Consider the following 24,401-nt stretch of genomic DNA (forward strand, 5'->3'; position numbering starts at 1 on the left):
CATGGGTGGGGGGAGGTGCGAGTGGCTACCGCGCCCCCAGGGTGAGGACGCGGTCTTCTCCGGCGACGAGGTCGAGCGGCTCCGTGCCGGAGGAAGTCCGGAGTTCGACGCGGTGAGTACGGGACGGCCGGATCAGCGCCGTGACGGAGTGGGGCGTCCAGCGCAGATCGACCTCCGCCCCGAACCTCGTGCGTACGCCGGTGAGTTGACCGTGCGGATACGCCGCCGGCAGCGCGGGCAGCAGGACCAGCCGGTCCGGGGTGGACTGCACGAGCGCTTCGACGACCACGCCGGGCAGGGTGTGCCCGGCGTCCGCGTTGTAGACGTCGCGGTTCGGGTAGTGCGCGCTCATCAGCGAGGCGTGGAAGAAGTCACCGTCGAGCACCTGCCCGAGGGCGTGCGCGACCCGCTCGCCGTCCCGGAGCCGGGCGGCGACGAGCGCGTGGTGGAGGTGCCCGTGCGCGGAGTCGTTCTCGGCTCCCCGGAGTTGGAGCGCGCGGTGCGCGGCGGCGGCGAGCCGCGGGGTGTCGTACGGGTTGATCTCGTCGAGCGGCCACACCCCGTAGAGGTGACTGAGGTGACGGTGGTCGTAGGTGTCGTCGAGGCCGGGCCAGGCCCATTCGGCCAGCGCGCCTTGGGAGTTGACCCGGTGCGGTGGCAGCCGGTCGGCGAGCGCCAGCCAGCGGGCCGCGTCGGGAGTGCCCGGGTGGTAGGCGGCGGCTGTGTGGAGCGCGTGCCGGGCGGCGGAGAGGTCCATGGCCGCGTTGATCGCGCCCCAACTGGCGTTGGCGTTCGCGGGACGGTTCTCGGGCGAGTAGGAGGGGACGAGGACGAGTTGGCCGTCCGGGTCGGTACTGCTTTCGCTCGTGAGGAAGTCCTCATAGAACAGGGCGACTTCGGCCAGCGCGGCGCCGGTACGCGGATCGCGCGCGCCGCGCGTCTCGTCGTGGTCGACGAGCGGCTTGAGCAACCAGTCCGCCCCCGCGGTCCACAGGTGCAGCGGGTACTCACGGCTGAAGTGGTACGACAGCCCAGACTCGCCGTCGGTGTGCGCGGGCGCGACGACACCCCGGGCGCCGAAGACGGCACGGGCGTTCTCGCGCCAGTCGTCGAGCTGACGGTGAATCAAGGACGCGAGCGCGTCGGTGACTTCTGGAAGGGCGGCACTCGCGGCGGACGCTGTCTGGAGGTTGAGGTTCGCGTCGTTGGTGAACGCCCCCGACCAGGCAGTGTTCCAGTCGCCGGTCCACAGTCCGGTGAGCCGGGGCGGCAACAGCCCGCTGGAGGAGAGGAGGTGATACCGGCCGGCCGCGAAGAGCCGTTCGAGGAGTGCAGGGCTGTGCGGCCGCTTCAGCAACTCACCACCCGGGAGGGCACGTTCGGCGTCGTCGGCGTGGAGATCGAGGGTGACGCGGGCGTAGGCCGTGCGGTGGAGCGCGAGGTGCCGGTCGAGGAGGGCGTCGTACGACTGCCGCTCGTCGATCAGTTCCCGTAGCGCCCGGGTCTCCTCTACGACGTCCAGCTCGCCGGTGTGGCGCCGGACTCGGGTGAGGAGAAGGACCGCCTCGGCCCCGTCGATCCGAACTCCCGTCGAGGTGAGCCGTGTTGTGCCGCCGGTGACCACGGCGAGGGTGACTCCGGTGTACGCGCGATCACTGTCGGGATAGCGGACGCGGAGGGTGAGAACGGCGCCGTCGGAGGTGAGGAACGTGCCATGTCCAACGCCCACCCCTGCCGGGGCACCCGGGAGTTGGTGGTCCTGGGCGAGGTCGAGGGTGAGTTCGGGGGCGGTCACGTGCTGGACGATCACGTCGTCGGCGCGGGAGACGAAGACGCGGCTGCGCCAGTCGTCACAGCGAGCCGTGACCTCGCCGGAGGTGAAGTCGACGGTACGGCGGTAGTCGCGCCCAGCCGCGCCGGACGGCCTGCGCAGCCGTAGCTGGAAGGCCGGATGAAAGGGCTGCACCCACTGGAGCGGGCGGTCGTCCGTGAACCTCTCGGCGGCGGCGAGGTCACCGGCGAGCAACCTCGCCTGGAGCGCGGGGAGTTCGGCGGCGAGGCGTGGAGGGCGGGCGTGTTCGGCGCCGTTCGGGCGGACGAGGGTGTGATGGGTGACGATGACGCGATCGTCGTTCGGATCGCCGAACACGAGGGCACCGTGGTGGCCGTTGCCGCTGAGGAAGGCGTCCTCCCAGCGGACGGCGGGGAGGGGTTCCCAGGTGGCGTGTACGGGGCCGGGTGGCGTGGGGGCGGTGGGTGCGGGATCGGTGGGTGCGGGATCGGTGGTCATGGGCGTAGCACCGCCGCGCCGTAGCGGCCGAGGGTGATCTCGCCCTCGACAGTCTTGTCAGTGAGCAAGTCGTGCCGGGTGCCCGCGAGTTCGACGGTGACCGGTTCGCGGCCGTGATTGAGCAGGAACAGCAACTCCCCGCGCCGTACGGCCTCGACGCTCAGCGGAAGCCCGGCGAGCACCGGACGGACACCCGCGTCGGCGGCGATACGAGCGAGCAGCGCGCGCAGTGCGTGGGGTTCCGGGAGTGTCGAGACGTACCAGGAACGGTCCCTGCGCAGGACGGCGGGGAGACCGTCCAACTCCCCGCCCTTGTAAGGGATTACCTCGTCGACAGCACCGGCCCCGGTCGTCCTCTCGGGCTCGATCTCCTCCGACCACAAAGCGCCGCGGAAGCCCTCGCACTCGGCGGTCTCCCCCGCGTCCAGCGGCCACCACTCGTGCAGGGTGCGGATGCCGAACAGTTCACGGAGACGGGCGTCCATGCCACCCGGCCGGACCCGGTCGTCCTCGTCGGCGATGCCGGTCAGGAAGCCGGAGACGAGGGTGCCGCCGTCTCGGACGTACGCGAGGAGGTTGTCGATGGCGGTGTCCGTGAGGAGATAGAGCTGCGGGACGACCACCAACTTGTAGGCGGACAGGTCGTGTTCGGGGTGGGCGAAGTCGGTGGCGAGGTGCGACTCCCAGAGGGCGCGATGCCAGGCGCGGAGGACGTCCGGGTACTCGACCTCGGTGGAGAGACGGCCGTCCTGCGCACCGGCCCACCAGGCGTTCCAGTCGTGCAGGATCGCGATGTCGGAGGTGATGTGAGTGTCCGTCACCTCGCCGCTGATACGCGCCAGTTCGGTGCCCAGCTGCTTGACCTCCTGGAAGGTGCGGCCCCGCTCCCCCGCGTGGCTGAGCATCCCGGAGTGGAACTTCTCGGCGCCCTGGCGGGATTGGCGCCACTGGAAGTAGCAGACGGCGTCGGCGCCACGGGCCACGGCCTGGAGGGACCAGAGGCGGTTGAGGCCGCGCGGCTTGGGGTGGTTCACGCCGCGCCAGTTGACCGGCCCGGCGGCCTGCTCCATGAGCATCCAGGGGCCGCGCGCCTGCGAACGGGTCAAGTCCTGTACGAGGGCCGCGCTTTGGGCACCGAGGGGATCGCGCGGATCGGGATACAGATCGACCGAGACGACGTCCTCCTCCTCGGACCAGCGCCAGCCGTCCTGGCCCACCCACAACGGCATGAAGTTGGTGGTGACCGGGAGGTGCGGGGTGTGCCGGCGGACGATGTCGCGCTCGGCGGTGTAGCACTCCAGCAGCATGTCGGAGGTGAAGCGCCGGAAGTCGAGCACGTGGGTGGGGTTGTTGAGGTAGTGGGCGTGACGCGGCGGCAGGACGCCGTCCCAGGCGTCGTAGCCCTGGCTCCAAAAAGCCGTGCCCCAGGCCGAGTTGAGGGCGTCGAGCGTGCCGTATCGCGTCCGCAGCCAGCGGCGGAAGGCGACGGCGGCCTCGTCGCCGTAGTCGAAGGTGCAGTACTCGTTGTTGATGTGCCACATCGTGAGCGCGGGGTGGCCGGCGTAACGGGCGGCCAGGGCCTCGGTGATGGCGGCGGCGTGGCTGCGATAGACGGCACTGGAGTGTGAGAAGTGCTGCCGCCCGCCCCACCACTCGATCCGGCCGTCGGCATCGCGGGGCAAGGTCTCCGGGTGCAGGCGCCCCAGCCACGGCGGCGGAGAGGAGGTGGGCGTGGCGAGGACGACCCCGATCCCGCTGCCGTGCATCAGGTCCATCAGCCGGTCGAGCCAGCCGAACTCCCGTGCTCCCGGCTCCGGTTCGAGCCTGGCCCAGGAGAAGACGCCGAGGGTGACGGAGTTGACGCCGGCGTCCCTCATCAGCCGGACGTCCTCGTGCCAGGTCTCCTCGGGCCACTGCTCGGGGTTGTAGTCACCGCCGAAGAGGATGCGCCCGCGGGTGGTGTCACTGAGCTGCGGCATCAGATCTGCTCCCCGTACTGGATGCCGCGCCCGTTGGTGGCGAGGTACACACGGCCGTGGACGCGCGGGTCACCGACGATGGCCTGACCGACCCAACCCCACTGGTGCTGGTCGTCGTTGATGCGCACCCAGGTCTTCGCCTCGTCGTCGGAGCGGTAGACGGCGGTGATGGTCTCGGTGGAGCCGACCTGGTAGATCGCGGGGTAGTCGACACCGGGGGCGGCCTTGCCGAAGCCAAGGGTGTACGAGGCCCAGCAACTGCCGACCTTCGAGAAGCTGACGCCCCCGTCGACGGACCGGTAGAGCCCGTTCCACTTGACGCTGAGCCACAGGTCACCGGACCGCCCAGGCGCCGCGACCAGCTGGAACTGACTGTCGCCGGAGGGCAGTCCACCCGCACGCTGTGCGAACGAACGGCCACTGTCAGTGCTGGCGTATAGCGTTCCTGTGTCGGTGTCGTATGCGTAGAAGAGCGTCGGGTCGGCCGGGTCGGCGACCGGCGTGGCGCCCTTCGGGAAGGAGGAGACCTCGGACCAGGTCGCGCCGTTGTCCGCCGAGCGATGGGCTGCGTACTTCGTGCCGTCCCAGTGCACGAAGGACCACAGCAGCGTACTGCCGTCGGCGCTGGTGGCGATCGGCCCCGGTGCGTCGTGGGCGAGGGAGGGCTGGGCAGCGAAGGGCGCCCAGGTCCGGCCACCGTCGCCCGAGTGTGCGCCGTTGCCGTTGTCGCCCCAGCCCGTGCGGACGACGTAGGCCGGCCTGCCCGCGGCCTGCGCGATTCCCGTCGCCGACCCGAACACGGGGTTCGTCGCCATGCCGCGCGACGGAGACGCCGTGAGCCGCTCGTGGTACATCACGCCGATGTCCCGCGAGGCGCTGATCAGGTGCGCCTCCCCGACCGGGGGCGAGATCAGCTGGATCACGGACGTCTCCTCCAGGCCACGGATCTGCGGCGCCCAGTGCGTGAGGTCACGGGTGCCGTAGAGCGTGGCGCCGGTGCCGTAGACGACGTGCTTCGAGTCGTACGGGTCGACGGCCAGGGCCTGGATCCACCAGCCGAACTTCGGCTGTTCCGCACCCCACTTGAGGAAAGGAGTCTCGGACACGTCGAACACGGCAGCGTCCTTGAGGGACGTCCAGGTACGGCCGCCGTCGGTGGTCCGGTACAGGGTGTCGACGGCCGCCCAGCGGTTGTTGGTGGAGACGACGACGGTGCCGGCACGACGGGCGTCGACGGCGACGCCGCCGTAGCCGAAGCTGTCGCTGGACCCGTCGGACGTGGTCCCGCCCGGTACGACCGGCGTGACATCCGTCCAAGTCCCGCTCGCGACAGCCAACTTGTGCACACTGCCGGTGGACTGACCGTTGGGCCCGGGGGCGTCGGCGTACGTCACGTACAGCTCGCGGCTGCGTGCGTCGTACGCGGCGCGGATCGGGACCTTGGCGGAGGTGCCGGTGGGCTGCGCGGGGACGGCGGTCCAGGTGCTGCCGTCGGTGGTGCGGTAGAGGTTGACAGCGGTGGCGCTCCCGTCGCCGTCACCCCACCCGGCGTAGACGGCACGTCCGACGGCGACGAGGAAGGTGACGCCCTGCCCGGAGGCACTGGCGGTGGCCGGGAAGCCACTGACGGCTGCCCAAGTGGCGCCCCGGTCGGCCGACTTGAGCAACCCGTCGTGTCGGGTGCCGAGCCACAGGGTGTCACTGTCACGGGGATCGACGAGCAGCCTCTCCCCCGCACCCCGCCCGTCCTCGTTGCCGCCCAGCTTCACGGCGAGGTCGGTACGGGTCCAGGTCGCGCCCCGGTCCTCGGAGCGGAGTACGGCACCGTTGCTCGCCCAGGACTGGGCGTACGTGCCGACGGCGAGGTACAGCCGGTCCGGGTGCGCGGGGTCGACGGCGAGCGCCTCCACACCGAGCAAGTTCCAGTCGTCCCAACCGAGTTGATCGGTGAGGGGGGTCCAGCGGGCGGTCCGGTCGTCCCAGCGAAAGGCACCGCCGATGTCGGTGCGGGCGTAGGCGAGACCGCGGATGGAGGGGTGGAAAAGAACACCGGTGACGAATCCGGTGCCGCCGATTGCGACGTTGCGCCAGCGATAGGAGGGGCGTTCCGCGGCATTCGCCTTCGCGGTGAGACCCGGCACACTGGTGATCGCGGCGACAGCTGCAGCCCCGGCAAGAACGGCCCGGCGGCTCAGTCGGGACGCATGCATGCACATACCTCGCTGTATGAGATGGGGTAAGGAGAGGTGTTTTAGGGGCGCGGGGCTGTATCGATTTGCGGCTCCGCCGCGTGGGCGCGACCAGCCCCCACGCACCCGCAGACAAAAGACAACCGATTCAGCCCTTAACGGCGCCGGTAAGCATCCCCTTCTTAAAGTGCCGCTGCACGAACGGCGAAAGCACAGCCACCGGCAACAACGCCATCACCATGACCGCCATCTGCACGGCAAGCCCCGACAACTCCCCGGTCTTGATCGCCTGACCAAGCCCCACCGGAGCCTCCCGCTTCTGCACCAACTGGATCATGACATTCTGCAACGGCATCATGTCCTGGTCGTTCAGATACAGCGACGCGTTGAACCAGGCACTCCAGTACCCCACGGCATAGAACAACGTGATGACTGCCAGCACCGCCCGCGACAACGGCATGACAATGACCCACAGAATCCGGAAGTCACCGGCACCATCGATCCGCGCACTGTCGATGAGTTCCTGCGATATCCCCATGAAGAACCCGCGCAGCACAAGGATGTTGAAGACGCTGAGCGCACTGGGCAGGATCAACGCGAGATAGCTGTCGGTCAGGCCGAGCGACTGCACCAACAAGTACGTCGGAATGAGCCCGGCGCTGAAGAACATCGTCGCCAGCATCATCATCAGGATCCAGCGATGCCCGAGCGACCCGATACGCGAGAGCCCATACGCACACAGCACGGACACCGCCATGGAGAACGCCGTACCGACGACGGTGATGAGGACGCTGATGATCGCCGCACGGGTGACCTGGCCGCCGCTGAGGAGTTCCTTGTAGGCGACGAAGGTGATGCCCTTGGGCACCATGACGAGCCCGCCGGCCTGGTCGATGGTCTTGCGGGAGGAGAGGCTGGTGACGAGGACGATCCACAGCGGAAAGAGGATGGCGAGACAGGCGAGCGTGAGGACGAGCCCCTTGCCCGCGAGCCCGACCTTGCCGGGCTCCTCCTCCCAGGTGGGCCGGGGCGGCGCGGCCCAACGCCCGGGCGGCCGTGCGGACTTGGCAGACTTGACGGGCTCGACGGGTTGGTCGATGACGGCGGTCACTTCTTGTACACCCCCTGCTCGCCCATGAGGTGGGCCACTTTGTTCGCGGCGAGGACCAGCCCGAGGCTGATCACGCCCTTGACGAGTCCGGCGGCGGCCGCGTAGCCGAAGTCCTGGTTGCGGACGCCGTTCCACCAGACGAAGGTGTCGAGGACCTCCGCCGCTCCCGGCCCCACGGCGTCGCGCTGGAGCAGGATCTGCTCGAAGCCGACAGTCAGCGCGTCACCGACCCGCAGCACGAGCAACAGCGCGATCACCGGCCGCAACGCCGGCAGCGTGACGTGCCACATCCGGCGCCACCGCCCCGCGCCGTCCATCGCGGCGGCCTCGTACAGATCGGGGCTGACGGAGGACAGCGCGGCGAGGAAGACGATGATCCCCCAGCCCGCGTCCTTCCACACGCTCTGCGCGGTGATCAGGAACTTGAACGTGTTGGGGTCGGTCATGACGTCGAGGCCGTCGAAGCCGTGTTGCCGCAGGAGTTGCGAGAACAGGCCTGCCCCGCCCAGGAGTTGTTGGAAGACGGCGATGACCAGCACCCAGGAGAAGAAGTGCGGGAGGTAGAGGATCGCCTGTGAGAGCGCCCGAACCCGGGGCCTGACCACGCTGTTGATGAGCAGCGCGAGCAGGATCGGGATCGGGAAGAACAGGATGAGCTGGAGGAAGAACAGGACCAGCGTGTTCTGTACGGCGTTCCAGAATGACGAGTCCGCGAAGATCAGCTGGAAGTTCTCCAGGCCGACCCAGGGGCTGTGCAGCATCGAGACGATGCCGTTGTCGCTGACGTAGGGGTCGTAGTCCTCGAAGGCGACGATGTTGCCGAGGATCGGCAGGTAGTTGAAGACCAGGATGAGCAGGACGGCCGGCAGGGTCATCAGGAGCAGGACGCGGTCGCGTCTGAACCTGAGCCGCCAACTCACCTTCGCCTTGGGCTTGTTCTGCCGGGAGCCGGTGGCGCCGCCGGACGCCACCGGGGGCTTCCCTGTCGTGTCGGCCTCGGTCCTGCTCCGAGGCACCGTGCTGTGGGACACGGCCGTTCTCCTTGCCTCGGTACTCGGTCAGCTCGCCGCTGTGCCGTTGTCGTCGAGCAACTTCTGGTACCAGGCGCGGAGTTGCTCGCCGCCCTTGCTCTTCCAGTCCGATACGGCCTGCTGCATGTCGCTGATCTTCTTGCGGCCGCGGGTGATGTCGTCCTCCAACTGCTCGAAGTCGTTGAGGAGGTTGGTGTAGCGGCTCGGCTCGGTGATCTGCTGGCCGTAGAAGCTCGACTTCTTTGTGAAGGCGCCCATCCGCTGCTGCCACTCGACCTGCGCCTTGGCGACCTCGGGGAAGTCGGGGTGGGCGATCGTCGCGGCGGGACTGGCGACCATCACGTAGGCGTTGATGACCTCGTTGTTGCCCTGGTCGGTCTTGGTGGGGACACCGTTCTTGACGGTGTAATGGGTGCCCTCCACGCCGTAGTTGGTGAGCATGTACTCCTTGGTGCCGTACGGCGCGGCGGTGACGTTGGCGACGGCCAGCGCGTCGTGGATCACGGACTCGGAGGCCTTCTTGCTGATGAAGGCGAAGATGCCGGCCGGTTCGCCGGCCCACAGGGTCGGGTCGCCGCCGTCGTGGCCGAAGATGTCCATGCCCCAGATCTTGTAGGACGGGTTCTGGGTGGCCTGTTCGGCGGTGCGGCTCCACCACTGCGAGATGTCCTGGGCGTAGATGAGGAACTCGCCCGCCGCGAACTTGGGGCCCGGGTCGGTGGCCGCGCTCTTGCCCAACTTGGCGTCGGGGTGCACGTATCCGGCGGCGAACAGCTTGCGCGTCCACTCCAGCGCTTCGAGGTACTCCGGCGTCTCGACGCGGTTGACCAGCTTGCCGTCGACGAGGTTCCAGCCGAGCGACTTCTCGCTGCCGGAGAGCACGCCCCACATGTTGAAGGCCGTCCACTTCATGTCCAGGCAGGCCCAGCGCTTGGCCTTGGCGTTGGTGATCTCCTTGGCCAGGGCCATGAACTCGTCGGCGGAGGTGGGGACTTCGTACCCCTCCTTGTCGAAGATGTCCTTGCGGTAGAGCGGCACGATGTTGGGGACGTACGAGGACGGCATCGGCAGTCCGCGCAGCTTGCCGCCGAAGATGCAGCGCTGCCAGGCGTCGGACGGGATCGCCGCGAGGTTCGGGTAGTCCTTGACCTTGTCGCCGGCGAGGTAGGGGCCGAGGTCGGCGAACTTGCCGATGATGGCGCTGGGTATCTTGCCGCCCATGTTCCAGCCGGGGACGACCACGACGTCCGGGATGTCGCTGGAGGCGAGCACCGCGCCGAGCTTCTGGTCGTAGGTGTTGCCGTCCTGGTTCTGCCAGGCCACGTCGACGCCGATGAGGCTGTTCATCGCCTTGTAGTAGGCGTTGTCGCTCTTCGGCGGCGAGCCCCAGAACGGCGCCATGACGGTGACCTTGCCGCCCTTGCCGAGCTTCTTCGGCACCGAGGTCTTCAGCGTGGCGAGGTCCAGCTTGCTGGAGAAGCCGATCGCGGAGCCGTTCTTGGAGGGGAGGTCCGGGCTCACCACGTTGCTGGCCACGAAGGCCGGCAGCAGCTTCTTGACGCCCTTGCCCTCCGAACTGCCCCCGCCCGAACCGCTGTCCGAGGCCCCGCAGGCGGAGAGCAGCGGTACCCCACCCGCCACCGCTGCGGCGACGACCGCCGTGGAGGCGAGGAAACTTCTCCGGCTGGGAGCGGAGGCGGCGGAGGCGTTCGGCGTCATTGCGTCAACCCTTCATGGCGCACCAGGACACCCGGCGGTGGAGCCGTCGGCTGCGGTGTCTTGAGTGGAACAGAGCACTTAGTCGAAGCGCTTCGATGTTGCTGCGAGGTTAAGTGAACACCCAAGGGTGCACAAGGGTCGTTCCCAAGATTCCTCGGAGGTGCGGGGCATGACCTGTCCGTATGTGCTGCTTGAAATAACGGTGAAGGTCTCTTGACACCCGACCCGCATCGAATCAGCATCGAAGCGCTTCGAAAGAGCCGCGCCGCTCCATCGCAAGGGGAACCCCACGTGACCGCACAAACGCCGCCTACGCCGCCTTTCCGCGATCCGCACCTGCCGTTCGCGAAGCGCATCGACGACCTGCTGGCACGGCTCACCGCCGACGAGAAGGTCGGCTTCCTGCACCAGTACGCGCCCGCCGTGGAGCGTCTGGGCGTCGCCGCGTTCCGCACCGGCCAGGAGGCCCTGCACGGCGTCGCGTGGATGGGCCCGGCGACGGTCTTCCCGCAGGCGGTGGGCCTGGGCGCGACCTGGAACGAGGATCTCGTACGACGGGTCGGCGACGCGGTGTCCAAGGAGGTCCGCGCGATGCGGGCCCGCGACGACCGCGTCGGCCTCAACGTGTGGTCCCCGACGGTGAATCTGCTGCGCCACCCGCTGTGGGGCCGTAACGAGGAGGGCTACTCGGAGGACCCGAAGCTGACCTCGGTGATCGCCACCGCGTACACGCGCGGTCTGCGCGGCGACCACCCGACGTACTGGCGCACGGCCCCCGTCCTCAAGCACTGGCTGGCCCACAACAACGAGACGGGCCGCGACATCTCGTCCTCCTCGGTCCGCCCGCGCGTGCTGCACGAGTACGACCTGCGCGCCTTCCGCGAGACGGTCGAGGCGGGCGCGGTGGCGGGCGTGATGCCCGCGTACAACCTGGTCAACGGCCGCCCCAACCACGTCTCGCCGTATCTCCGCGAGCACCTGCGCACCTGGACCGACGAGGACCTCCTCGTCTGCTCGGACGCGGGCGCGCCCTCCAACCTGGTCGACTCCGAGCACTACTTCGACACCCACGAGGAGGCGACGGCGGCCTCGCTGCTGTCCGGCGTGGACAGCTTCACCGACCACGGCACGGACGCTTCGACGATCGTCGCGCGGGTCCAAGGCGCGCTGGACCAGGGCCTGTTGACCGAGGCGGACATCGACGCGGCGGTCCGCCGTCAGCTCTCGGTGCGGTTCCGGCTCGGCGAGTTCGACCCGGCGCACGACCCGCACGCCGACATCAAGGACTTCGACACCCCGGCGCACCGGGCCCTCGCCCAGGAGGCCGCCGAGCAAGCGGTCGTCCTCCTCAAGAACGACGCCGACCTGCTGCCCCTCGCCCACGACACCCGCCTCGCCGTCGTCGGCCTGCTCGCGGACGAGTGCAAACTCGACTGGTACAGCGGCACGTTGATCCACCGCTCGACTCCGCTGGAGGGCCTGTACGAGCGGTTCGGCGCCGAGCGCGTCGAGTTCGCGGAGGGCGTGGACCGGGTCCGGCTGCGCACAGCCCAAGGCACCTTCCTGCATGTCCCGTTGGTGGAGGTGGCCGACGAAGTACGCGGCGCCGAGGGCGCGTTGGACCCGGCCCTCCTCGCGGGCCGCACCGACCTCCCGCCGCTCACCACGGACGACACCGGCACCGAGCTGGCCCTCGCCGACTGGGGCGAGGGCGTCCTCACCCTCCGCGCCCCCGACGGCCGTTACCTCTCGGTCGCCGACGACGGCTACGTCCGCGCCTCCGCCGACCAGCCCGGAGGCTGGGTCATCCAAGAGACATTCCGCCTGGAACCCCACGAGAACGGTCACCTCCTGCTGCACATCGGTACGGGTCGCCACGTCTCTGTCGCCGCCGACGGCGTGAAGGTTGCCGAAGAAGGCGCGGAAATCTTCGAGTTGGTGATCACCGAACGCGGCGAGGATGCGGTGGCCAGGGTCGCGCAGGCGGCGGACGTGGTGCTCGTGGTCGCGGGCAACGACCCGCACATCAACGGCCGCGAGACCGAGGACCGTACGACCCTCCACCTCCCCGCCCACCAGCAGCGCCTGCTGCGCGCGGCCCGCGCCGCGAACCCCAACACCGTCCTGGCCCTGGTCTCCGCGTACCCGTACACGGTCGGCCCCGCCGACCTCCCCGCGATCCTGTGGACCGCCCACGGCGGCCAGGCTGCGGGCACCGCCCTGGCCCGCGTCCTCGCCGGCGACGTCTCCCCCGCCGGCCGCCTCCCCCAGACCTGGTACGCCGCCGACACCGACCTGCCCGACCTCCTCGACTACGACGTGATCGGCGGCCGCCAGACCTACCTCTACTTCGAGGGAACCCCCCTCTTCCCCTTCGGCCACGGCCTGTCGTACGCGTCCTTCGCGTACGGCGCCCTGACGGCCCGGGTCGAACTCGACGCGGTGCACGTGGAGTTCACGGTCACCAACACCGGCGACGTGACGGCCGACGAGGTCGCGCAGCTGTACACGCACGCCGCCGACCCGTCGGTCCCGCGTCCGCGCCGCGAACTCGTGGCGCACCGACGGGTGACCCTCGCACCGGGCGAGCGGGCGGAGCTGGACTTCCGACTCCCGCTGTCCGCGTTCGAGTTCTGGGATGTGACACACGGCGCGTGGCGGCTGGAGCCGGGGCCGTACGACCTCCTCGTCGGCGCCTCCAGCGAGGACACCCGCCTGCGTACGACGGTGACACTCACCGGCGAGCCCGCAGCACCCCGCCCCGTCCTCCAACACGGCCTGGGCGCGGCCGACTTCGACGAGCAGTCAGGCGGCGAGATCGTCGACCGCACGAAGGCGGCAGGCGACGCGGTGACCCCGACCCAGGGCGGTACGGCCGAACTGGTCTACCGGCACTGCGACTTCGGCACCGGTATCACGGAGGTGACCGTGGAGGTGGCGGGCGAGGGCGTCGTAGAACTGTCCCTGGACGGCGGCCCGGCACTCGCCCAACTCGCCCTGCCCGCACCGACGTCGGGCCCGTACGACTACACCACGCTCGGCGCCGGGATCGTCGTCGAGGGCGTGCACGATGTGCACCTGAAGCTGCGTGGCCCACTGCGGCTCGCGCATGTCGGCTTCTCCGGCTGAGGGTCCGGAGGCAGCCGACGACAATGAAGGGGCCCGGCACCGGAAGGCATCGGTGCCGGGCCCCTTCGGGGAGGCTATATGAAAATGGATCCCATTAGCTAGGTCCGTCGGGTGAGAGAACGGTCAGAGCGACCGCTCCCGCCCCGAGCCCGGTCAGAGCGCGAGGCCCGTGAGCACCAGCACCCGCTCGTAGGTGTAGTCGTCCATCGCGAACTTCACGCCCTCGCGGCCGACCCCGGACTGCTTGGCGCCGCCGTACGGCATCTGGTCGGCGCGGTAGGACGGGACGTCGCCGATCACGACGCCGCCGACTTCGAGGGCGCGGTGGGCGCGGAAGGCGGCCTGTACGTCGTGGGTGAACACCCCTGCCTGGAGGCCGTACTTGGAGTCGTTGGCGGCGGCGAAGGCGGCGGCCTCGCCGTCCACCTTCGTCACGGTCAGCACCGGTCCGAAGACCTCCTCGCAGGAGATCGTCGTGTCGGCCGGTACGTCGGTGAGGACGGTCGGCGCGTACGAGGCGCCGTCGCGCTTGCCGCCGGTGAGGAGGGTGGCACCGGCCTCGACGGCCTCCTGGACCCACGACTCGACGCGCTGCGCGGCGGCCTCGCTGACCAGCGGCCCGACGTCGGTCTTGTCGTCGCTCGGGTCGCCGGTGACCTGGGCCTCGACGGCGGCGACTATGCGCGGGAGCAGCCGGTCGTAGACGGCCGCGTCGGCGATGACCCGCTGCACGGAGATGCAGGACTGGCCGCCCTGGTAGTTGGAGAAGGTGGCGATGCGGGTCGCGGCCCAGTCGAGGTCGGCGTCGGAGGCGTAGTCCCCGAGGACCACGGCCGCGCCGTTGCCGCCCAGCTCCAGGGTGCAGTGCTTGCGCGGCACCGAGTCCATGATCGCGTAGCCGACCTTCTCCGAACCGGTGAAGGAGATCACCGGCAGCCGCTCGTCCTGGACGAGGGCGGGCATGTGGTCGTTGGCGACCGGCAGAACGCTCCAGGCGCCGGTGGGCAGTTCGGTCTCGGCGAGCAGGTCGCCGATGATCAGCCCGGAGAGCGGGGTGGCCGGGGCGGGCTTGAGGATGATCGGCACGCCGGCCGCGATCGCGGGGGCGATCTTGTGGGCGCAGAGGTTCAGCGGGAAGTTGAAGGGCGCGATGCCGAGGACGACGCCCTTCGGGAAGCGCCGGGTGAGGGCGAGCCGGCCCTGGCCGCCGGCGTCGGTGTCGAGGCGCTGGGCCTCGCCGCCGTTGAAGCGCCGGGACTCCTCCGCCGCGAACCGGAACACGGACACCGCTCGGCCGACCTCGCCGCGCGCCCACTTGATCGGCTTGCCGTTCTCGGCGGAGATGAGCTGCGCGATCTCCTCGGTGCGCTCGACGAGACGCCGGCTGACGTGGTCGAGGGCGGCGGCGCGGACGTGGGCGGGGGTCGCGGCGAACTCGTCCCGTACGGCGTACGCGGCGGCCACCGCCTCCTCGACCTGGGCGTCGGTCGGCACGCTGACCTTGCCGACGAGGCGTCCGTCCCAGGGCGAGGTGACGTCGAAGGTGTCCTCGCCGGTGGCCTGGCGGCCGGCGAGCCAGAAGGCGTGGGTGACTGCCACAGTTTCGTTGGGCATTGCGTGTGCCGGCCCTTCCGCGTTGGGGGTGCTTGTTCTCGGTGCTGCTCGGTGCTGCTCGGTGTTTCTCAGTGCTACTCGGTGCTTCTCAGTGCTACTCGGTGCTTCTCTGTCAACGGTAGGTGCGGGGAGGCGGGGGTGCGTTTGTCCGGGCCGTAGCAGTACCGCGCCGGGACACTCCAGTTCGGCAGATGCCGTTCCGCCTACTCCGCGGCGGCCGTCGCCTTCAGCGCCAGCCACAACTCCATCCGTACGTCCGGATCGTCCAGCGACCGCCCTAGGATCTCCTCGACCCGCCGCATCCGGTACCGCAAGGTGTGCCGGTGCACCCCGAGGTCGGCGGCCGCCGCGTCCCACTGCCCGTGCCGGGACAGCCAAGCCCGCAGCGAGGCGACGAGGTCCCCGCGCCCGGTGGCATCGTGCTCGGCGAGCGGCCGTAGCAACCCGTCCGCGAACGCGCGCACCGCGTCATCGGCGAGCAACGGCAGCACGGACCCGGCGGCCAGTTGCTCATGTTCGACGAGCACCCGCCCCCGTCTCCGCGCCACGGACAACGCCTGCTCGGCCTGCTTGTAGGCGCCCGCGGCGGCGATGGGCCCGGCGGGCGCCGAGAGCCCCACGACCAGGTCGTCCTCATCACCGGTGTGCTCCCCGGTGGTCGAGGAGGCACGCTCGGCCTCCCGAGTCGCCGCGTACTCCCCGCCCGCCTCGACGGCGGCACCGCCGTCGACTGCCAGTACGACCAGCCGTTCCGGCCCTTCCGCTACGACGAGCACGGCTTCCCCGGACCGCGCGGCGGCCGACTCGACGACCTCGGCGAGCCCGTCCAGGGGTTCACCGTCCGTCGACTCCCCCACGATGATCCGGAACGGCGCGTCGAGCAGCCCCCCGTACAGGTCCCCGGCGACCGCCCGCGCGTGGTCCGGGTGCCCGGCGAGCAGCAGCCGCAGCACCGCCGCCCCGATCCGCTCATGGGCGGCCTGGAGGGACCGCGAGCGTTCCGTGGTGAGGGTCAGGAGAGCGATCGCGGAGTGCACGGCGTACCGCTCCGCCGTCCCGAGCGCCGATTCCGTCCCTACGGCGAGTGCGGCGCGCGGGCGGCGGCCGGTGCCGAGGGTGTGCAGTTCGACGCGGTCCTCGTTGTCCGGGCCGCCCACGACCGAGGAGGCCGGTGCGGGCCGGTCCCGGAGCCGTTCCACGTCCGCCGTGAGCCGGGCGGCGCGGCGGCCGGCCCACTCCGGTGCGGTGGCGACGACGGCGCCCGACGCGTCGTAGAGCGCGGCCCAGCCGTCGACCTGCGCGGCGAGGGCGGCGAGGAGTCCCTCCGGGCCGTCGGTGAGGGCCTGCTTGGTGAGTTCGCGCTGCGCGGCGAACCCGGCGGTGACGGAGCGGTACTGGTCGGCGGCGATCGCCGCGGAGACGGCCTTGCTGATCGCGATGAAGGGGGTGCGCCGGGGGACTTCGAGGAGCGGCAGCCCTTCTTCCTGGGCCGTGTCGACCAGCACCTTCGGAATCTCGTCGTAGTTGACCCCGACGGCGAACCCCAGCCCGACGACCCCCGCCCCCACCAGCCGCTTCACATACCGCCGCATGGCCTTCGCGTCCTCCGCGTCCAGCTTCAACGCGGTGGTCAGCAGCAGTTCCCCGCCCTCCATGTACGGCACCGGGTCCGCCAGCTCACTGACATGCGCCCAGCGGACGGGCACGTCCAGCCGGTCCTCGCCGGCGCGCACGGTGAGCTTGAGCGCGGAGTGGTGGACGAGCGAGGCGAGCGTGGGGGGCATGGTGCCTTCAGGTGGAGGAAGAACCGGCGATCATGTCGATCTTTTGGCCGTCGCGTATGAACGGCCTGTGCCGATTCTGCCTCACCGTATGGTCGGGGCGTACCTGTATGTCCGGTTCAGAGGGGTGAGGGGCGCAGATCCACCAGCAGCGGTGGCGCGTGCTCCCCCTTCACGCTGGTCAGGGACAGCACGGCGTGGCCGGCGGGCACCCCGTGCGCCAGTTCGGACGCGGACCAGCGCTCCCGCTCGACCTGGCGGACGGTGACGGCCTCCGTGGTCACGGCCTTGCCGGTGACCAGCTTGCGGAGGGCGTGGATGGCACGCGTCATGGGCTGGTCGGCGAAGACGGTGTGCTTGGCGACGTCCTTGGTCTCCACCCACTCGGTGCCCCAGGCGTTGGCGAAGCGGCTGCCGTCCCAGGTGGTGACGCCGGCCAGCGCCATGCGGCAGCCGACGGCGCCGTAGAGCGGGCCGTGCAGGGCCTCGGGCACGTCGCCGACGGTGCGCAGGGCGAGGACGACACCCGCGTCCTCGGACCGCAGCCGCTGGATCCGGCGCAGCGACTCGGTGTTCACCGTGCCGGTGGCGTCGTCGAGCACGAGACACGCGAAGTGCCCGCGCTCACGGCCACGGACCACCGCTGCGAACTGCGTGAGGACCAGCCGGGTGAGCAGCCGGGCCGCCTCGTCGTGCCCGTGCTCGGGCAGGTCGATGCGGACCCGCAGCGGATGGTGGGCGACGGCTCGCAGCGAGAACGGCCGTACGGTCCCGCCGCCCGCTCCGAAGAACTCGGCGAACACCGGGCGGTCGAGCAGCGCGAGCCGGTCGGCGAGGGCCTGGCCGGGGTCGTTGCCGCCGCCGGCATGGCGCATGCGGGAGTCGAGTTCGCGGCGCATCACGGCGTGCCGGTCGTCGGTGAGGGCCGCGCTCAGCTCCGCCAGCGCCCTCGGCTCGCTCTCCAGGAGTTCGCGCAGCACGGGCAGTGCGGGGAACCTGCCGTACGCGGCCCGGTAGGGGCCGAGGAGTTGGGCCAGGACGGTGGCGGAACGCTGGGTGTCGACGGAGTCGAGGTCGCCGACGAGAGCCTCCGCGAGCAGGGCGGCGGCCTCGTCGGGGTCGTGGGACTCGGCGTACGGGTCGAGGTCGTGGACGGACGCCGGGTCGCCGACGCGGACGATCACGTCGAAGGCGTCGTCCGGGCCGAGCGGCGCACCGGTCGCGCACACCACGACGACGGCGCACCGGCCGGTGAGGGCCTGCAGGGTGAGGTTCTCGACCACCGGCCGCACCACGTGCCGCGTCTTGCCCGAACCCGAGGGTCCTACGACGAGCAGTGAGGTCCCCAGCGTGTCCGGGCCGAGCGCGCTGCCGACGCCGCGGTAGGCGAGCGGGGTGCGCTCACCCGTCGCCCAGGCACCGATCCGCACCTGGCCGGCGAGCAGGTCGTGCCGCGCGATACGGCCGGGCAGGTCACGGGCGCCGGAGGGGTGGATCCAGGCGCTGCCCCCGGAACGCAGCACGGTGTCGGTGAAGGACGTGAGGTCGCCGATCCTTCGGGCCCGCTTCCAGGCGTGCTCGACGCGCGCGCAGTCCACGTCGTTCATCCGTCCGGCCCGCACCTCGGCGGTGAGGACGTCCGCGGCCGCGAACTGCCCCGCCTCGCGCAGCTCGGGCCAGTGCGACGGTGACCCGGCGGCCGGTGACTGCTCGGGGACGACCGCCGAAGCCGCGGTGTCGCCCGCGCCGTACCGCCCCCGGAGGAGCGGCAGCCAGCCACCGATCCGGGCGAACGGCCAGACGACCAGGACGCCGATGACGACGTAGAGCAGGTTGCCCACCAGCGGTGTGGCGATGAAGTCGTAGCCGCCCGGCAGAAGGGCGATGAGGTGGTACGCGGGGCGTGCGACCGGAAGCGCGTCCCAGCCGACGCCGGGGAAGATCCTCGGGACCACGACCAGGTTCAGGGCGATCACGGCGCCCAGCAGGGCGAGCAGCGCCCGGGCCGGCTGCGGGCGGCGGGTGACGAGGTGCCGGATGATGTCCGGCCAGCTCCCCAGGCGCCCCATGCCGTAGACGAGGACGGCGAAGAACACGCCGTCGGCGACGATCACGGCGTCGACACCCTTGCCCTTGGGTGTCGTGGTGCCGGACCACCACCAGTCGCCCGGTGTGAGCACCCTCAGCAGTGCCCATTGGTAGGGGATGCTGCCGTGCTTCCACAGCGACCACAGCACCATGCCCACGAGGAGCGGGACGACGACGCCGACGATGGTGATCGGTGACAGCCGCTCGGTCTTCCGTTCCGGCTTGGGCACGCGGTATCCGAACCGCCAGATACCGGGTCCAGCGGCAGGCCGGGGCTCGTCGAGCCAGTCGGCCACGGCAGGGCCGGCCGCGCTCGGTGCGTGCGCCGGCCTCGGCGGTACGACGCGTTCCCCCGGCGTGTCCGCCGGTCCCGCCGGACGCGGCACAGGATTGGCCTGTGTGTGTCGCGCGTCCCGCGTCCCGTCGCTGTCCATCGTCCTCGCCCTCGCCCCTTGACCAGCCGTTCCGTACACCGTCAGCGAGTCAATCTAACGCGCCCACAAGGGGAGTTCACCGCTTACCGGGCCGGGTCCACACCGATCCTCGTGATCCCGGCACTGTCCACGACGGACAACCCCCGCCCCCGACACCGCCCACATGGAGCATGCCCACCCCCGGTCACCCGCCCTAGCCTGCGAGAAAGGAAGAAAGCAGAAAAGCGTCCGCACCACCCCAGGAGCCCCTCATGACCGCACTTCCGCAGGAGCGCCGCGTTCTCACCGCCATCCCCGGCCCGAAGTCGCAGGAGTTGCAGGCCCGCCGTACCGCCGCGGTCGCGGCCGGTGTGGGCTCCGTGCTGCCCGTGTTCACCGCGCGCGCGGGCGGTGGGATCGTCGAGGACGTCGACGGGAACCGGTTCATCGACTTCGGTTCCGGCATCGCCGTGACGAGCGTCGGCGCCTCCGCCGAGGCCGTCGTACGCCGTGCCACCGCGCAGCTCGCCGACTTCACCCACACCTGTTTCATGGTCACGCCCTACGAGGGCTACGTCGAGGTCGCCGAGGCGCTCGCCGAGCTGACCCCGGGCGACCACGCGAAGAAGTCCGCGCTGTTCAACTCCGGCGCCGAGGCCGTCGAGAACGCCGTGAAGATCGCGCGGGCGTACACCAAGCGGCAGGCCGTCGTCGTGTTCGACCACGGGTACCACGGCCGGACCAACCTCACCATGGCGCTGACCTCGAAGAACATGCCGTACAAGAACGGCTTCGGGCCGTTCGCGCCCGAGGTCTACCGCGTCCCGGTCGCCTACGGCTACCGCTGGCCGACCGGTCCGGACAACGCCGGTGCCGAGGCCTCCGCGCAGGCCATCGATATGATCAACAAGCAGATCGGCGCCGACAACGTCGCCGCGATCATCATCGAGCCCGTCCTCGGCGAGGGCGGCTTCATCGAGCCGGCGAAGGGCTTCCTGCCCGCGCTCAGCGAGTTCGCCAAGGCCAACGGGATCGTCTTCGTCGCCGACGAGATCCAGTCCGGGTTCTGCCGTACGGGGCAGTGGTTCGCGTGTGAGGACGAGGGTGTCGTCCCGGATCTCATCACCACCGCCAAGGGCATCGCGGGCGGGCTGCCGCTCGCCGCCGTCACCGGGCGCGCCGAGATCATGGACGCCGCGCACGCCGGTGGACTGGGGGGTACGTACGGCGGCAACCCGGTCGCCTGTGCCGGTGCGCTCGGCTCGATCGAGACCATGAAGGAGCTGGACCTCAACGCCAAGGCCAAGAACATCGAGTCGGTCATGAAGGTCCGGCTCGGGGCCATGGCGGAGAAGTTCGACATCATCGGCGACGTGCGCGGGCGCGGCGCGATGATCGCCATCGAGCTCGTCAAGGACCGTACGACCAAGGAGCCGAACCCGGAGGCGACGGCCGCGCTCGCCAAGGCCTGCCACCAGGAGGGGCTGCTGGTCCTGACCTGTGGCACCTACGGCAACGTGTTGCGCTTCCTGCCCCCGCTGGTCATCGGGGAGGACCTGCTGAGCGAGGGGCTCGACATCATCGAGCAGGCGTTCGCACGTATCTGAGCCACCCCCGCCCGCACCTCCCGGACACACGCAACTCGCAGCTCCCACACAGGAGTTGAGCCTCATGCGCCTCAACCGCCCCACCCGTTTCGTTCACAGCGATTCCACGGCCGGGGCGGCGGGCGTCAGGCCGTGTGAAGAACGTGTGCGGGGTGCATGACGGGACGCGATTCCGCCTGTCGCACCCGCGGCCACTGCCGTAGGTTCTACCCAGATGAGAGATACACCCCGCCCACAGGGGACTGTGGGCGACTTCAGGCCGAGGCCTCCCCAGCTTCGACCTGGTCGTGCCCTCGCGCACACAACAGGAGCCTCTGGCTCCGAATCTCCTCACCGATCGGACAGTCGCCCGCCCCAAACCCCCCGGGGCGGCCGGCCATCCGATCCGGACGGCCGGCCCGGAACTACCCCCCCTGTTCCGGGTCGGCCGACCTCCTTTTTCTGGCCGCTTCTCGCCCTTCCCGCGCTCCTCTTCGCGGTGATCACCTGGCAGGTGGCGGCCGCCGGCCCCCTCCTCCGCCTGGACACCCGCCTCAGCCACGCCCTCGTCCACCCGGACCGCGCCTCCGAACTCCTCGCCGACCTCGGCAACATCCAGGTCGCGGTCCCGGTCCTCGTCGTCGCTCTCGTCTACGTCGGCCGGCGCGGCCGTGCCACAGGTATCGACCGCTGGTGGCTGCCACCCCTCGCGGCGGCCGTGCTGATGGCCCTGGTCCCGGCGATCGTCGTCCCCCTCAAGGAACTGATCGCCCGCGGCGGCACCCCGGCGGTCCCACCCGGCACCGGCTACTACCCCTCCGGCCACACGGCCACGGCGATGATCGCGTACGGCGCCTCGACTCTGGTTCTCCTCCCTTGGCTCCGGACGGTGTACGCCCGGCGCGGGGTCGTGATCACCTGCGCCCTGCTCGTCGCCGGCGTCAGCTTCGGGCTGGTCCGGCGGGGCTACCACTGGCCACTGGACGTCGTGGCCAGTTGGTGCCTCGGTACGGTGCTGCTCGCCTCGCTGCGCTTGTTCCTCGGCCGCTTTCGAAGCGACCCTCCGACCTTCAGCTGAAGTAGCCGTCGAACGTCGTCTGGAACTCCCAGTTCGAGTACCGGTCCCAGTTGATCGACCAGGTCATCAGTCCGCGCAGGGTCGGCCAGGTGCCGTGGGTCGTGTACGAGCCGCAACTCACCTTCTTCGTCAGGCAGTCCAGGGTCTTGGTGACCTCGGCCGGGGCGACATAGCCGTTGCCCGCGTTGACCGACGCCGGCATGCCGATGGCGATCTGGTCGGGGCGCAGGGCCGGGAACATGTTGGTCGTGTCACCCGCCACCGGGAAGCCCGTGAGCAGCATGTCCGTCATCGCGATGTGGAAATCGGCGCCGCCCATGGTGTGGTACTGGTTGTCGAGGCCCATGATCGGGCCCGAGTTGTAGTCCTGGACGTGCAGCAGGGTGAGGTCGTCGCGCAGAGCGTAGATGACCGGCAGATACGCCCCGCACCTCGGGTCCTGGCCGCCGAACTTGCCGGTGCCGTAGAACTGGTAGCCCATCTGCACGAAGAACGTCTCGGGCGCCATGCTCAGCACGAACTTCGAGCCGTACTTGGCCTTCAAGGTCTTCAGGGCCGCGATGAGGTTGACCACCACGGGAGTTGTGGGGCTCTTGAAGTTCGTGTCGCTCGCGTCCAGCGACAGTGAGTGGCCCTCGAAGTCGATGTCGAGGCCGTCGAGTCCGTAGGTGTCGATGATGTTCGAGACCGAGGAGACGAAGGTGTCCCTGGCCGCTGTCGTGGTCAGTTGGACCTGGCCGTTGGCGCCGCCGATGGAGATCAACACCTTCTTGCCCGCCGCCTGTTTGGCCCTGATGGCCGCCTTGAAGTCGGCGTCGCTCTCGACGTTCGCGCACTCGCTGACCGGGCAGCGGTTGAAGCGGATGTCGCCTGAAGTGGCGGAGGTTGGCTCGCCGAAGGCCAGGTCGATGACGTCCCAGCTGTCGGGTACGTCGGCCAGGCGCGTGTAGCCGGAGCCGTTGGCGAAGCTCGCGTGGAGGTAGCCGACCAGGGCGTGGGTGGGCAGTCCGGTGCCGGTGCCCGAGCCGGTGGACGTCGTCGCGGTGACCGCCGTCGACTTCGCGGACTCGCCCGCGTCGTTCACCGCGGTGACCTGGAAGCTGTACGCCGTCGCGGCCGACAGCCCGCTCACGGTGGCCGAAGTGCCGCTCGCCGTCTGGACCTTGACCCCGCCGCGGTAGATCGCGTAGCTGGTGGCTCCGGTGACGGCGGACCAGGAGAGGCCGACGGAGGAGGACGTCACGGTGCCTACGGCGAGGCCCGTCGGGGTGGCGGGCGGCTGGCCTACGTCCGCTGCCGGGCCGGTGAGGGAGATGTCGTCGGCGTAGTAGGCGCCGGTGGCGTACCAGCCGTGGGTGTAGATCGTGACCTTGGTGGTGGAGGGGCCGGTGCGGAAACCGGTCGTCAACTGCTGCCAGTCGGGGGCCGATTGGGTCCAGGTGGAGACGTCGGTGGTGCCGGTGCCGCTCGCGCCGAGGTAGACGTAGCTGCCGCGGACGTAACCGGCGAGCGAGTACTGGGAGTTGGGCCGCACGGTCACCGTCTGCGCGCACTGGGCGTAGTCGTTGCCGGCCGGGGTCGCCTGTAGCGCCGAACTGCCGCCGTGCACGGGCGACTTGACCGCCGTACCGCTGTTCGCGGTGCAGGACCAGCTGTCGAGGCCTGCTTCGAAGCCTCCGTTCTTCGCCAGGTCCGCGTCGGCCGCACGGGCGGCCGACGAGAGCGCGGTGAATCCGGACACGGCCAGGGCCGCGACCGTGAGCATGGTGAGGACGGGTCTGGTGCGGTCCACAAGTGCCTCCGGGCATGGGGGAATTGGAGGGGTGGAGCGCGCCCAATTTGGTCCAGACCAATTAGCTTGTCAAGACCTCGATCAGTTACCCGCCCTCCCCTTCCGTGGCCAGCCCCGCCGCCGCCTCGTGCATGGCGAGTTCGAGGAGTGCGGGATCGGTGAGGGTGCCGGAGCCGTCCGGCGGTACCAGCCAGCGGACTCCGCCGGTCGACCGGCCGGGGTACGGCACGACGATCCAGGTGCCGAGTCCCGCCGTACGGATCCCCGTGCCCAGCCAGCGGCTCGCGGTGCCGGGCGGTACGAGGAAGCCCATCCGTGCGTCGCCGAAGTCGACGAGTACCGGGCCCGGTTGATCGATGACCCTGGTGAGCACATCGAGCGTGGGATAGCCGAGCTCACCCGGCAGGATGAGTACGTCCCAGGCCTTGCCGGCGGGCAGCAGCGCGACCCCGAGGGGGTTGCGCTCCCATTCCCAGCGGCAGGCCTCCGGATCCGGAGCTACGGATGCCAGCCACTCGACGGCCGTCTTCGCCCCAGTCATGAGGAGACCTCCCTTTCTCATGTCGACGCTGGTCGCGTCACAGGAGAGAGGGAGGTCTCC

General features: G+C 70.1%; 14 protein-coding genes. 3 read left to right on the forward strand and 11 right to left on the reverse strand.

Features of this window, described 5'->3' with window-relative positions:
• Positions 1-25: 25 nt before the first annotated feature.
• The 6 genes from OG194_RS12510 to OG194_RS12535 all read right to left on the reverse strand — a co-directional run bounded on the left by OG194_RS12510 (position 26) and on the right by OG194_RS12535 (position 10,319).
• The gene (locus OG194_RS12510) at positions 26-2,290 is read right to left on the reverse strand and encodes a glycosyl hydrolase family 95 catalytic domain-containing protein (protein ID WP_327400951.1); all 2,265 of its coding nucleotides are present in this window, start codon (positions 2,288-2,290) and stop codon (positions 26-28) included.
• Positions 2,287-4,269 carry a beta-galactosidase gene (locus OG194_RS12515; RefSeq protein ID WP_327400952.1) on the reverse strand — a complete coding sequence of 661 codons (1,983 nt, stop codon included), beginning with the start codon at positions 4,267-4,269 and terminating at the stop codon, positions 2,287-2,289. The genes OG194_RS12510 and OG194_RS12515 overlap by 4 nt, the downstream gene beginning before the upstream one ends.
• Positions 4,269-6,479 carry a 1,4-beta-glucanase gene (locus OG194_RS12520; RefSeq protein WP_327400953.1) on the reverse strand — a complete coding sequence of 737 codons (2,211 nt, stop codon included), beginning with the start codon at positions 6,477-6,479 and terminating at the stop codon, positions 4,269-4,271. Before OG194_RS12520 ends, OG194_RS12515 begins: the two co-directional genes overlap by 1 nt.
• A 127-nt stretch (positions 6,480-6,606) precedes the next feature.
• Complete coding sequence (locus OG194_RS12525; RefSeq protein ID WP_327400954.1) at positions 6,607-7,569, reverse strand: carbohydrate ABC transporter permease; 963 nt, start codon at positions 7,567-7,569, stop codon at positions 6,607-6,609.
• Positions 7,566-8,600, reverse strand: a complete 1,035-nt coding sequence (locus tag OG194_RS12530) for an ABC transporter permease (protein ID WP_327400955.1) — start codon at positions 8,598-8,600, stop codon at positions 7,566-7,568. Before OG194_RS12530 ends, OG194_RS12525 begins: the two co-directional genes overlap by 4 nt.
• 27 nt (positions 8,601-8,627) lie before the next feature.
• The gene (locus OG194_RS12535) at positions 8,628-10,319 is read right to left on the reverse strand and encodes an extracellular solute-binding protein (protein WP_327400956.1); all 1,692 of its coding nucleotides are present in this window, start codon (positions 10,317-10,319) and stop codon (positions 8,628-8,630) included.
• Positions 10,320-10,610: 291 nt separating this feature from the next.
• On the opposite strand from OG194_RS12535, the gene OG194_RS12540 reads away from it, so the two are divergent.
• Positions 10,611-13,448, forward strand: coding sequence for a glycoside hydrolase family 3 C-terminal domain-containing protein (locus OG194_RS12540; RefSeq protein ID WP_327400957.1), 2,838 nt, complete (start codon positions 10,611-10,613; stop codon positions 13,446-13,448).
• A 153-nt stretch (positions 13,449-13,601) separates the two neighbouring features.
• Here OG194_RS12540 and OG194_RS12545 read toward each other — a convergent pair whose 3' ends face one another.
• From OG194_RS12545 to OG194_RS12555, 3 genes are all read right to left on the reverse strand, one after another.
• A complete protein-coding gene (locus OG194_RS12545) occupies positions 13,602-15,047 on the reverse strand; it encodes an aldehyde dehydrogenase family protein (protein ID WP_327407043.1) in 1,446 nt (481 codons plus the stop codon).
• Positions 15,048-15,265: 218 nt separating this feature from the next.
• Positions 15,266-16,846, reverse strand: coding sequence for a PucR family transcriptional regulator (locus tag OG194_RS12550; RefSeq protein WP_327400959.1), 1,581 nt, complete (start codon positions 16,844-16,846; stop codon positions 15,266-15,268).
• 116 nt (positions 16,847-16,962) lie between these two features.
• Positions 16,963-19,365, reverse strand: a complete 2,403-nt coding sequence (locus OG194_RS12555; protein WP_327400960.1) for an ATP/GTP-binding protein — start codon at positions 19,363-19,365, stop codon at positions 16,963-16,965.
• Positions 19,366-19,616: 251 nt separating this feature from the next.
• Here OG194_RS12555 and gabT point away from each other — a divergent pair, with 251 nt between their 5' ends.
• Positions 19,617-20,951 (forward strand): 4-aminobutyrate--2-oxoglutarate transaminase, encoded by a 1,335-nt coding sequence (gene gabT, locus OG194_RS12560; RefSeq protein ID WP_327400962.1) that lies wholly within the window; start codon positions 19,617-19,619, stop codon positions 20,949-20,951.
• A 478-nt stretch (positions 20,952-21,429) separates the two neighbouring features.
• Entirely contained in the window at positions 21,430-22,008 is a 579-nt protein-coding gene (locus tag OG194_RS12565; RefSeq protein WP_442811537.1) for a phosphatase PAP2 family protein, read from the forward strand.
• On the opposite strand, the gene OG194_RS12570 is transcribed toward OG194_RS12565, so the two are convergent.
• Complete coding sequence (locus OG194_RS12570; protein ID WP_327407045.1) at positions 22,001-23,773, reverse strand: chitinase; 1,773 nt, start codon at positions 23,771-23,773, stop codon at positions 22,001-22,003. The two genes, OG194_RS12565 and OG194_RS12570, sit on opposite strands and share 8 nt — an antisense overlap.
• Positions 23,774-23,885: 112 nt before the next feature.
• Entirely contained in the window at positions 23,886-24,341 is a 456-nt protein-coding gene (locus tag OG194_RS12575; RefSeq protein ID WP_327400963.1) for a hypothetical protein, read from the reverse strand.
• Between the last annotated feature and the right edge of the window lie 60 nt (positions 24,342-24,401).

The organism is Streptomyces sp. NBC_01288, assembly GCF_035982055.1.
GTDB lineage: Bacteria > Actinomycetota > Actinomycetes > Streptomycetales > Streptomycetaceae > Streptomyces.